Annotated in this window: 16 protein-coding genes; 11 read left to right on the top strand and 5 right to left on the bottom strand. The window is 62.6% G+C overall.

Annotation, left to right across the window (positions count from 1 at the left end; translation table 11 throughout):
* Positions 1-67 precede the first annotated feature (67 nt).
* Genes J7396_RS00515 through J7396_RS00505 form a run of 3 tightly spaced genes read right to left on the bottom strand, consistent with a single transcriptional unit; the run spans position 68 to position 3,115 of the window.
* Entirely contained in the window at positions 68-313 is a 246-nt protein-coding gene (locus J7396_RS00515; RefSeq protein WP_209260788.1) for a Com family DNA-binding transcriptional regulator, read from the bottom strand.
* A 25-nt stretch (positions 314-338) separates the two neighbouring features.
* The gene (locus J7396_RS00510; RefSeq protein WP_209260787.1) at positions 339-1,352 is read right to left on the bottom strand and encodes a phage portal protein; all 1,014 of its coding nucleotides are present in this window, start codon (positions 1,350-1,352) and stop codon (positions 339-341) included.
* Positions 1,352-3,115 carry a terminase ATPase subunit family protein gene (locus J7396_RS00505; protein ID WP_209260786.1) on the bottom strand — a complete coding sequence of 588 codons (1,764 nt, stop codon included), beginning with the start codon at positions 3,113-3,115 and terminating at the stop codon, positions 1,352-1,354. The genes J7396_RS00510 and J7396_RS00505 overlap by 1 nt, the downstream gene beginning before the upstream one ends.
* Before the next feature lie 147 nt (positions 3,116-3,262).
* On the opposite strand from J7396_RS00505, the gene J7396_RS00500 reads away from it, so the two are divergent.
* The 11 genes from J7396_RS00500 (at position 3,263) to J7396_RS00450 (ending at position 9,274) form a co-directional block, all read left to right on the top strand.
* Complete coding sequence (locus J7396_RS00500; RefSeq protein ID WP_209260785.1) at positions 3,263-4,105, top strand: GPO family capsid scaffolding protein; 843 nt, start codon at positions 3,263-3,265, stop codon at positions 4,103-4,105.
* Between the two features lie 46 nt (positions 4,106-4,151).
* On the top strand, positions 4,152-5,171 hold the full coding sequence (locus tag J7396_RS00495) for a phage major capsid protein, P2 family (RefSeq protein ID WP_209260783.1): 1,020 nt from the start codon (positions 4,152-4,154) through the stop codon (positions 5,169-5,171).
* Positions 5,172-5,174: 3 nt separating this feature from the next.
* Positions 5,175-5,894: a phage terminase small subunit gene (gene gpM, locus J7396_RS00490; protein ID WP_209260782.1), complete on the top strand. Its 720-nt coding sequence runs from the start codon at positions 5,175-5,177 to the stop codon at positions 5,892-5,894.
* Positions 5,895-5,992: 98 nt separating this feature from the next.
* Positions 5,993-6,460, top strand: coding sequence for a head completion/stabilization protein (locus J7396_RS00485; protein WP_209260781.1), 468 nt, complete (start codon positions 5,993-5,995; stop codon positions 6,458-6,460).
* Positions 6,460-6,669: a tail protein X gene (locus J7396_RS00480; protein WP_209260780.1), complete on the top strand. Its 210-nt coding sequence runs from the start codon at positions 6,460-6,462 to the stop codon at positions 6,667-6,669. The genes J7396_RS00485 and J7396_RS00480 overlap by 1 nt, the downstream gene beginning before the upstream one ends.
* 4 nt (positions 6,670-6,673) lie before the next feature.
* Positions 6,674-7,030: a phage holin family protein gene (locus J7396_RS00475; protein ID WP_209260779.1), complete on the top strand. Its 357-nt coding sequence runs from the start codon at positions 6,674-6,676 to the stop codon at positions 7,028-7,030.
* Positions 7,023-7,298, top strand: coding sequence for a phage holin family protein (locus tag J7396_RS00470; RefSeq protein WP_209260778.1), 276 nt, complete (start codon positions 7,023-7,025; stop codon positions 7,296-7,298). Before J7396_RS00475 ends, J7396_RS00470 begins: the two co-directional genes overlap by 8 nt.
* Positions 7,298-7,936, top strand: a complete 639-nt coding sequence (locus J7396_RS00465) for a glycoside hydrolase family 19 protein (protein ID WP_209260777.1) — start codon at positions 7,298-7,300, stop codon at positions 7,934-7,936. The genes J7396_RS00470 and J7396_RS00465 overlap by 1 nt, the downstream gene beginning before the upstream one ends.
* Positions 7,936-8,424 (top strand): hypothetical protein, encoded by a 489-nt coding sequence (locus J7396_RS00460; RefSeq protein ID WP_209260776.1) that lies wholly within the window; start codon positions 7,936-7,938, stop codon positions 8,422-8,424. Before J7396_RS00465 ends, J7396_RS00460 begins: the two co-directional genes overlap by 1 nt.
* Positions 8,421-8,840, top strand: coding sequence for a phage tail protein (locus tag J7396_RS00455; protein ID WP_209260775.1), 420 nt, complete (start codon positions 8,421-8,423; stop codon positions 8,838-8,840). The genes J7396_RS00460 and J7396_RS00455 overlap by 4 nt, the downstream gene beginning before the upstream one ends.
* Positions 8,828-9,274 (top strand): phage virion morphogenesis protein, encoded by a 447-nt coding sequence (locus J7396_RS00450; RefSeq protein WP_209260774.1) that lies wholly within the window; start codon positions 8,828-8,830, stop codon positions 9,272-9,274. Before J7396_RS00455 ends, J7396_RS00450 begins: the two co-directional genes overlap by 13 nt.
* 119 nt (positions 9,275-9,393) lie before the next feature.
* On the opposite strand, the gene J7396_RS00445 is transcribed toward J7396_RS00450, so the two are convergent.
* Positions 9,394-9,906, bottom strand: a complete 513-nt coding sequence (locus J7396_RS00445; protein ID WP_209260773.1) for a hypothetical protein — start codon at positions 9,904-9,906, stop codon at positions 9,394-9,396.
* Between the two features lie 30 nt (positions 9,907-9,936).
* Complete coding sequence (locus J7396_RS00440) at positions 9,937-10,833, bottom strand: sel1 repeat family protein (protein WP_209260772.1); 897 nt, start codon at positions 10,831-10,833, stop codon at positions 9,937-9,939.
* Positions 10,834-10,865: the final 32 nt, after the last annotated feature.

The raw sequence follows: 10,865 nt of genomic DNA, 5'->3' as shown, positions 1-10,865 counted from the left end.
TGAATTGCGGGGAGTCGACAGCTTGGCCCGTGCCGCAGCGGTCAGACCGCCGCTTGCATAGGGCGGATCAGTGATCAGCGCGTCGAACGAATTCGCTTCGAGCGTGGGCAGGATGGTCAGGGCGTCGCCCTGGAGCATCTGGTTTTTCATGGTGAGAGCCTTCTTGGATTCGCTCGCGGCGATCGGAGGTGAGGCTCTCGGCCTTCAGGTGATTGAGCGTGCCGCAACGCGGGCACTTGATCTGGATTTCATCGAAGGCGCCGGCCTTGAACAGCAGGCGGGCGCATTCGCCACAACGGAGGTTCTTGAGCATTGCGTGGTCTTGCGGTTGGAAAGGATTACGCGGCCGCTGGCGGCGCGTAGGGGGTGAAGGCGATGACCTCATCGCCCACCCAGTCGTTGATCTTCAACATGCGTGCCTGCAGGGGTTCCAGCTCGTTGGCAGCCCACACGGCAGCGGCTTCGCGGATCGACCCGAAACCGCCTGCGTTCTGCGGCACGATGCCCATAAGCTGCGGCGGGATCCGCAGCGCGGCCAGCATGTCGTCGCGGGTGATGCCCTTGATGCCGCTGAACTCGTCCTTGGCCGCCACCTCGCTGACCGGAATCAGTTTCAGCCCATCCTTGTTGCCGCCCGGCGAGTACAGGAACAGGTTGCGGAAGTTGCCCGGTCCCTTGGCGCCCTTCATGGCGGTGCGCAGCGCATCGACATCCTCCTGGCTCTGCTGCGGGTCGGTCAGGTACAGGATGAAGCCGGCATGCGAGCCGTTGTTGTAGTACTTGCGGCGGAACAGCGTGGCCGATTCATTGAGCAGCGCCGACTGCATGGCCGGCATCCACTCGGGCAAGCCGTAGAGCTCCTGATCGACATCGGCTTCGCGCAGCTGGAACACACTGCCCGACTCGAATACGTACTCGTCGTGCCAGGTGCGGACCTGGAAGTACTCACCCTCGGCAACGCCGCGCCGCACGTACTTGGACAGCGGCGCGGCCAGCGACAACGGGCCGCCCAGGCGGTTGCGGCGGCGCTCAAGGTAGCCATTGCCCAAGGTGATCCAGTCCAGCGACAGCTGCTCAAACGCCTCGCGCGATAGCAGTCGGTGTGGTTTGAAGGTGCGCGCCAGCATGTTGCGCTTGAAGATCAGCCCGGACTGCAGAAACGGATTGCTGCGCGTGGTCTTGGACAGGCCGTCCAGCGCCACAGGCGGCTCGTACCAGCGCCCGTTCTGCCAGCACTCCAGATAGTCCAGCACGCCGCGCCCGTCGAGCACCGGCGTCGGGTCGCCAAAGGTGAAGACCTCGGCACGTGCGGGCGCTGCAGGCGCGGTGGCGGGCAGCTGGTCGGTCAACATCAAGAGATCTCCATGAAGCCGGAGTTGCGCGCGGTGCGCCCTTCCAGCGGTTCGTTCTGCAGCGCGTGGAACAGTGCCCACGCCAGGTCCGCGTGGCCGGTCTCTTCGGAGCGGCCAGCGGTGAAGGTGGATTGCCGGCCGCTGGCCGTCATGGTCTTGCGGATGGCCATCAACGACTGCGCCACGTCGGTCCAGCCGGCGTCGAACTCCAGTCGCTCGTTGTGGATGACGTCGAACGCCTTGAGCACCAGGCGCGTCTTGACCTCGGGCGAGTAGCTGAAGGTGACCAGGTTCGGAAAGAACTGCTTCACCAGCTGGGCCACACCGCTGCCCATGCCGGTGGTGTCGATGCCGATGTAGGTCACCCAGTAGCGCCGCGTGATGCGCTCGATCTCGGCGGCCTGATTGGCAAAGTCCATGCCCCGGAACTGGATGCGCTCCAGCAGCCGGAACTTGCCGCCGGGCTGCTGCGGTGGCGCCAGCACAACCAGGCCGGCGGTGTCGCCGGTCTCGGCCGGGTCGTAGCCGATCCACACCGCGCGATCGCCATAGGGGCGCGGGGCGAAAGGCTTGTAGTCCTGGCCCCATTCGATCCAGCTGTCGACCATGCACGGCTGCAGCATCGCCAACGGGAAGATGCTGGCGCCGTCGTCGACGAACTCGCACATGAGCAGGTTGGCGAAGGCGTCCGGGCTGTATTCCTCGCGCAGCTCGTCGATATCGAACAGGTCGCAGCCACGGCGCTGGGCGTCGAGGATGTTGACGATCTGCCGCCACGCGCGGTCCTGGCAGCGGCGGCCGCCGGCCAGCGCATCGTGCGAGACATCGATCTGGATCCGCTGCGCGGCGGGCTTGCCCTTGTTGCGGCGCTCGCCGGTCCAGAAGGTATAAGCCTCGTGCGCCATGCTGGACGGCGTGCTGAAATAGGTCTTGCGCCACTTCTTGTGCATCGCCATGCCGCTGGCGACCTTGTTCAATTCGTTAAATCCGTAGGTCCAGAAGAATTCGTCGAAGTAGAAATTACCGTGATAGCCCTGCGCGGTGCGCGCATTGGTGCCCAGGAAGAACAGCTCGGCGCCGTTCGGAAATACGATGCTGTCGCCGCCGGAGAGTGTCTCGTCGATCGTCTCGCGCACGAACTGCTGCATGTAGCCGCGGAACAGGTGCGCCTGCGCCTTGGAGGCACTGAGGAAGATCTGATTGCGCCCGGTGGTGAGCGCATCGATCAGCGCCTCGCGGGCGAAGTAGTACGTTGCGCCGATCTGGCGCGACTTGAGGATGATGCGGGTGCGCTCGTTGCTGGCCCGGTACCAATCGCGCTGATAGTCGAAGCAACCGTCGACGAACGCGGTGGTCAGCTGCTCGACTTGCTCTTCGGTGAACTCGTTGCGCTTGGGCTTCTTTTTCGGTGCGGCGTTACGGTTCGCGACAGCTGGATTCAGGTCGGCTTCGTTGCCGCCGCCCTGGTAGCGCTGGATGCGCGCCTGGCGCTCCAGCTGCCGGTGCAGCAGATCAATTTCCTTGAAGTCGCCGCCGGATTTTTCTGGCTTCATGATCAGCACGACCAGGCGCGCTTCGAGTGCGCCGCCGATGCGCTCGACGTTATCTGCGCGATCCCACTCGTCACGCGACTTCCAGCTGTGTACAGTCTTCTCGTTCTCGCCGACGGCTTGCGCGATCTCAGTCACGCGCCACCCCATCCAGTACAGGAATTTCGCCTGCCTGCGGGTGTCCATCGGGAGTTGAGTGGCGACGCTGCTCATGCAATCAGAGTGACGCGCGCGATCTATTCCCGACAGCAGCGGGCCGCGTAACACCCTGAATTACAGCCCTTTTGCGTTGCTGCGTATTGCGCAGCGTTTGACCATGCACTCATCGCATCGCAAACGCATCCAGCGCAGAGGACACGCATGTCGGCCAAGGCCAAGAAGTTCCGTTCCAACTGGTTCCGCGTGGCCGTCGAAGGCGCCACCACCGATGGCCGCACGATTCAGCGCAGCTGGATCGACGACATGGCCGCCACCTACAACCGCGAGACCTACAACGCCCGCATCTGGATCGAGCACATGCGCAGCCTGCTGCCGGACTCGCCGTTTCGTGCGTATGGCGATGTCACCGCCGTCAAGGCCGAAGAGGTCGAGATCGACGGCACCAAGCGTCTAGCGCTGTTCGCGCAGATCGAGCCGACCGCCGATCTGATCACCATCAACAAGTCCAAGCAGAAGCTCTACACCAGCATTGAGGTACAGGAGAAGTTCGCCAACACCGGCAAGGCCTATCTGGTCGGCTTGGCTGTGACCGATTCACCGGCCAGCCTGGGCACCTCGATGCTCAGCTTCGCCAGCCAGAACCCGGATGCCAACCCGCTCGCCGATCGCAAGCAATCGCCCGGCAACCTGTTCACCGTCGCCGAGGAAACCGCCCTGGAGTTCAGCGAGGTCAGCGACGGGCCGGTGGCCGGCCTGCTCAGCCGGATCCGCGCCGCACTCAAGAGTGAGGACGCCGCCAGCATCACTGCCGAGCAGTTCGCAGACCTCGGCCAAGGCATCGAAGAAATTGCCGAGCACGTGCGCGGCCAGGACGAACGGTTCGCGAGCCTGCAGGCCGAGCATGTCGAGCAGAAGGCCAAGCACGCGCAGCTGGCGAACGACCTGGCGCAGCTGCGCGAGTCGCTTTCGCAACAGCCCGATCCCGCACAGCCCGCGCGCCCGGTGGTCACCGGTGGCGGTGCCGCCGTGCTGACCGACTGCTGATCCCACACACCACACACGCCGCCAGCGCCCCACCTTCGGAGCCACCATGCAAAACGCCACCCGCCTGCAGTTCAATCAGTTCGCCGAGCAGATCGCCAAGCTCAACGGCGTGTCCTCGCCGTTCCATTCGTTCGCCGTCGATCCAACCGTGCAGCAGAAGCTGGAATCGCGCATGCAGGAATCGAGCGAGTTCCTGTCCAAGATCAACATCATCCCGGTGGACGAGCTGTCCGGGCAGAAGGTGGGCATCGGCGTCACTGGCAGCATCGCCAGTCGCACCGACACCGGCGCCGGCAAGACCCGCACCCCGCGCAATGTCGCTGCGCTCGACAAGAACGAATACATCGCCAAGAAGACCGACTTCGACACCGCTATCCCGTACGCGCTGCTCGATACCTGGGCCAAGTTCCCGGACTTCCAGGCACGGCTGCGCGACGCCATCGTCAAGCGCCAAGCACTGGATCGCCTGCAGATCGGCTTCAACGGTACGCATGCGGCTGCCGATACCGATCGCGCCGCGTACCCACTGCTGGAAGACGTCAACATCGGTTGGCTGCAGCAGTACCGTACCAACGCTGCGCAGCGCGTGTTGGCCAGCGGCAAGGCCGCCGGCAAGGTGGTCATCGGTGGCGCAGCTGCCGGCGCCGACTACGGCAACCTCGATGCGCTGGTCTTCGACGTGGTGAGCAACCTGCTCGATCCCTGGCACCGCAAAGACCCGAGCCTGGTCGTGGTGCTGGGCCGCGACCTGATGCACGACAAGTACTTCCCAATGGTCAACAAGGAGCAGCCGGCGAGCGAGAAGATCGCCACCGACCTGATTCTGAGCCAGCGCCGCGTTGGTGGCCTGCAGGTAGCCGAGGTGCCGTACCTGCCGGACGGTGCGTTGATGGTCACCTCGCTGGCGAACCTGTCGATCTACTACCAGACCGGCGGCCGTCGCCGTTACATCCAGGAAGTGCCCGCGCGCGATCGCATCGAGAACTACGAGTCCTCTAACGATGCCTACGTGGTCGAAGACTACGGCCTGGGCTGCGTGGTCGAGCACATCGAGATCGAGGCCTAAGCCGTGGCCGACAGTCCCGCCAAGCGTCACCACAGCCGCGTGCTCGCCGAGCTGGAAGCGGCCCAGCGCGCCCCGCATCAGCTCATGGCGGGCGCCACCGCCTACGAACAGCACATGGCGCAGCTGCAGAGCGATCGCCTGCGCCTGAAGCAGATCCAGTCCGACCAGGGCAAGGCCGCGCTGAAGGTGCAGCTACTGCCCGGCTACGCGCCGTACCTTGCCGGCGTGCTTGCCGGTGGCCAGGGCACGCAGGACGAGATCGTCACCACCTGCATGGTGTGGCGGATCGATGCCGGCGACTACGCCGGCGCGCTGGAGCTGGGCGCCTATGTGCTCAAGCATGGCCTGCAGATGCCGGACCGCTTCACCCGCACGGTGGGCTGCGTACTCGCTGAGGAAATTGCCGAAGCCGCGCTGTCGGCGCAGAAGACCGGCCAGGTGTTCGATGCAGCCGTGCTGGCTGATACCGCCACGCTGACCGCCGAGCAGGACATGCCCGACGAGGTGCGTGCCAAGGTGCACCTGGCGCTGGCCCGCGCCTGCCTGGTGGGCATCGCCGACGAGACGCCGGTCGACCAGGCCCAGCTCATCGTGGCGGCGGCCGTGACCGACCTGCAGCGCGCCATCGCACTGCACGGCAGCTGCGGCGGCAAGAAAGATCTGGAGCGCGCAGAGCGACTCCTGAAGAAGTTCAGCGCTGAGCCTGCGGGCACCAGCGCATAACCGGGCGTCCCCGCAACCCTCGCCGGCTCGGGGCTGATCCACAGCGTCTCTCTCGCTGCGGTGACGCCCCGACCACCGGCGACTTATTTGAGCCATCCATGAGCGGATTCACTGCCACCGGCACCACTAGCGCAGCGCCCAATGCGATCGCCAACGCGCCGTTCTGGCCAGCGATCGCACCAGCTGAGCTGCGCGCCAGCATGCGCTTGGATGGCACCGTCACCGATGCGCGTCTGCGCCAGGCCATCGTCGCCGCCATGTTGGCGGTTAACGACGAACTGCAGGCCTGGGCGGATATGCACCAGGCGGCTGGCTACGCGGCGCTGGCTGATGTGCCCAGCACCACCGTCGATGGCGTCTCGCGTCGTGTGCAGCTGTACCTGCGCGCGGTGGCGTGTGCCACCGCCGTCGAGGTGGCAGAGCGCTACCGCAGCTTCGATGCCACCGACAGCGCGAACCAGCGCGCCGATGACTTGTCGCCCAGCATCACCGAGTTGCGCCGCGATCAACGCTGGGCGGTACGCGATCTGCAGAACTTGCCGCGCAGCACGGTGGAGCTCATTTGATGCGCGTGCACGCCATGCAAGGCGACACCGTTGACCTGCTGTGCTGGCGCCACCTGGGCAGCACGGCCGGCCTGGTCGAGCGCACCTACCTCCTCAATCCCGGCCTCGCCGAACTGGGCGCCGTGCTGCCGCATGGCACGCCAGTGGAGTTGCCCGAGGTAACCACCAACACAGCGGCAATGACGCCGCTTGTGCAGCTATGGGACTGATCTGATGACCGAACCCACCTCCGTATCGAGCGGCTTTGTGATCGCCACCGGTGTGGGCCTGGCCTCCGTGCTGCCTGGCATCGACGGCGATGCGCTGATCGGCGCCTTCGCCGGCGGCGCGCTGTTCGTGGTGTCCGCCGCCAAGCAACCACTGCTGGCGCGGCTGATTTATTTTCCGGTGAGCGTGATCGCCGGCTACCAGCTGGCGCCGGAAATCCTGCGCTGGTTGCCGATCAAGTCCAGTGGCGTGGCCGCCTTCGCCAGCGCGGCGTGTGCCATCACCGTCACGCTGGGCCTAATCGAAAAGAGCAAGTCCTTCGACTTTTCCTTCCTACGTCGTGGAGGTCCGCCCAGTGCATAGCCTGGTCACCGTCCTGACGTTGATGGCCTCGCTCGCCATCTGCGTCCGCCTGCTTACCTATCACCGCCCCGTCGATGCGCATCATCGACGCGGCGCGGGCTGGTGCGCGTGGCTGCTGATCGCCAGCACCGGCGGCCAGGCGCTGCACATCCTGCTGGCCGGCGCCGGCTCACACGTCAGTCTCTGGCATCTGGGCACGTTGATTGTGCTGGCGGTGCTCACCTACCGCGCCCGGGGCAATGTGGCGCGCATCCTGAAGGTCGATTGATGTTCACCGATACCCAGCTCGCCTCGATCATGCAGTGCCCGGCCCAACGCGCACAGCGCTGGCACGGCCCACTGGTTGCCGCCGCCAGCCGCTTCGGCATCACCACCAAGCGCCGCGCCGCGCATTGGCTCGGCCAGGTCGGCCACGAAAGCTTGAGTCTGTCGCGGATGGAGGAAGGCCTGACCTACACCACCAGCGCCAGGCTGCTGGAAGTTTTCGGCGCACGGATTACGCCAGCGCAAGCGCCCAAGTTCTTGCGCAACCCGGTGGGCCTTGCCAACTTCGTCTACGCCGACCGCCTGGGCAATGGCAACGCCGCCAGCGGCGACGGGCACCGCTACCGTGGCCGAGGCCCGATGCAGCACACCTTCCGGGGCAACTACCGCCGTATCGGTGAGCTGATCGGCTTGCCGGTCGAAGAGCAGCCGGACCTGTTGCTGCAGATCGAGCCCAGCGCGTTGGGCGCGGCAGCGTATTGGCACGACAACGGCCTCAACGCGCTGGCCGATACGGGCGATGTGCTTGGCCTGGGCCGCAAGATCAACCTGGGCAACGTGCGTGCCAAGCGCTTGCCGGAGGGCCACAGCGATCGCGTCACGCGCACGCAGCGCGCCCTGCAGATCTTTGGCGTCAGCTGATGGTCACGCGCCTAATCGTCCTGCTGGCGTTGATTGCAGTGCTCGTCGGCGGCTGCGTGTGGCAGGAGCATCGCGTCAGCGCCGCGCAGATAGACCGCGATGCTGCGCTGCAAGCCAAGCGCCGGGCCGAGGCGGAACGCGACAGCGCCAAAGGCTCCACCACCGTCGTGACGCAGTACGTCGACCGCGTGCAGATCGTGCGCGAAGCCGGCGCCACCATCACCCGCGAGATCCCGATCTATGTCACCCAGAAAGCCGACGCTGATTGCACTATCCCTGCTGGCTTTGTGCGGCTGCACGACGCCGCCGCCACGGGCAACCCTGCCGGGCCGCCCGCCGGAGATCCTGATGCGCCGGCCGCCGGCATTACGCTCTCTGGCATTGCCGGTACCGTCGCCGACAACTACACCAGCTGCCACGCCACCGCCACGCAACTGAGCGCGCTGCAGGACTGGGTCAACCTCCATGCGCCCGAGCCGGCGCCATGATCAAACCCGCTAGCCTGCGCGCGCACCTGGTGGCGGCATTGCCGGATCTGGCACGCGATGCCGACCGGCTGCTGGTGTTTATCGATGCCGGCAGCCTGGTCAGCACGTTCCAGCCGGGACTGTCGTTCGAGTACCAGTACACGCTCAATCTGATCGTGACCGACTATGCCGGCCACCCCGACAGCGTGATGCTGCCGCTGCTGGAATGGGTGCAGGTTAATCAGTCCGAGCTGCTGTCCAACCCGGCGCGCCGGGGCGAGATCGCCTTCGAAGCCGACATCCTCGCCAATGATGCCGTGGATCTGTCGATCAAGCTGCCGCTGACCGAGCGCGTCGTGGTCACAGCGAAGGACGACGGCGGCTACGACATGACGCATGCGCCAGAGCCTGTGATCGATCCAACATGGATGAGCTGACCGCGCTGGAGAACTGGGCCACGCCGTTGCTGGCCCGCCTGCAGCCCGGTGAGCGCAGCACGCTGGCGCGTAAGATCGGCACCGAGCTCCGGCGCTCGCAGAGCCAGCGTATTGGCAAGCAACAGGCGCCCGATGGCTCGCCGTACGCGCCGCGCAAGCAGCAGCTGCGGCAGAAGTCCGGACGCATCAAACGCGCGAAGATGTTTGCCAAGCTGCGGCAGGCCAAGTACTTCAAGGTCAGCGCAAGTCCAAACGCTGTAAGCGTAGGGTTTGTGGGGCGCGTGTCGCGCATTGCGCGCGTGCACCAGGGCGGGTTGACCGAACGAGTGCGGCCGGGTGGTCCGATAGCACGTTACGAGAGGCGTGTGCTCTTGGGGCTCTCCGCTGAAGACCGGCGGATCGTGCGTGATCAACTACTTGATCACTTAGGATAAGAGTTGGGCATAGAAGCCACTCAGATGTGTTGTGGCTGGATAATGGAATAAGTTGGCGTTTCATTTCTTGCAGAAACGCCTGCGTTTCCGCAGGCGTCAGCTAATATACAGCATTATTTTTATTCTGCTTCGGTTGGCGGACCCACCTCGACTCTTCCACCACCGGATCCGCCTGAGCTTCCGCCACTTCCTATGCCTACACCACCACCCCCACCACTGAAGCTGCCACCACCACTATGGCTATCGCCGCCACCACCTCGTGGTGGATTCCTAACCTGCGGGACAGGGGGAGCGCCCAGATAATTACCGGAAGAATTGTATGTATATGTTACACAAGCAGAGCCATTACAAACTGTAACCGTATCTCCTGGATGCATGTCCGTATACATGAGCGTTTGATTGGGATTTCGGATATTTCGCTCGTAGTTTTGATTAATTGCGTTTAAGGTTGTAGTAGTTGGCATAGGCGAACCAAGATCGCAGCCACCACAGCCAAACGAATAGTTTTTACCCCCCCCATCAGCAACAGCGACGCCTATTGCACAACCCAATATTGAGATAATGGCAATGCCGAAAAAAATCTTATTTTTACCGAGCGCAACGGCAAAAGAACGTAAATTAATACTGTTCATAGATTCCATCTAAGTTGAGTGGATGTTGAATTACTTGCAGCAAGAATCAACGATCTGGCTAGCCATTTGGTTTGCTTGAGATAGTTGATTCGAACTTAGTTGCCTCTGCGAACGAATCAAAGTCGGTCGAAGGTCAATGTCAGCTTGAACAGCCTGCACAGCCTTATAGTAAGCGTAAGACTTGACGGGGGACTTATCTGCCATTATTCCGTTTTCGTACGCCCGAGCAAGAGCCATCAGCGCATCTACACTTCCAGTGCTGGCCGCTTCATTTAGGTAATTAATAGATTTTTTTCGATACTCAACAAGTTGTTCCGGATGGGACAAGTATTCGGAAGGAGGCCCAATCACAGAGTCAGGATCCGTCGCGTAAACAATCATCGCTTCTATCGAACCCTGTTCAGCCGCCTTTTGCAGCCATGCAACATTCATCAAGTCGGAGTGCTCTGTGAGGTTTTTGCATTCCTCAAAATTTTCTTCAAGCGTATTTAAGTAACTTTTTTCGGCGCCAATTTTTCTATAGCCGTCAAGCACGGCCTGCGAAGGAGGTTGCAAACTTGCATTACACTGAGCAACTGCCAAATAGATAGAATAAGTAGCAGACGCATCACCAGCCTTTGATTTCTCCAACAGCGAGTTGACGTAATTTAATACATCCCCTTTCGGCCGCTGCTCATTACGCACAATTAAAAAAGCCTTGTTGCCAATTGGCTTTACAAACTTTCCGTCGACTTTATTGGCAGCAACAAGAGAGGATGCATGCTGTGTTGCAACCACTGGGGCATTCCTGGGCGCAATGGCTTTATCGTGACCGCCGGCATTACCTTCGCCAGGATGCAATTTATCATTTATGCGATAAGAAAAAAAACTTAAAATTGTTACCGCAATTACAACTGCAAAACCGCCTGCAAAATGCTTCCGATTCATTTTTTACATTTTCCTTGATACTGCATTAAGCG

The sequence above is a fragment of the Xanthomonas sp. A1809 genome, assembly GCF_017746015.1.
Lineage (GTDB): Bacteria > Pseudomonadota > Gammaproteobacteria > Xanthomonadales > Xanthomonadaceae > Xanthomonas > Xanthomonas euvesicatoria.
Note: the sequence above shows the minus strand (reverse complement) of the source record. Positions and strands in the feature narration are given on the sequence as shown.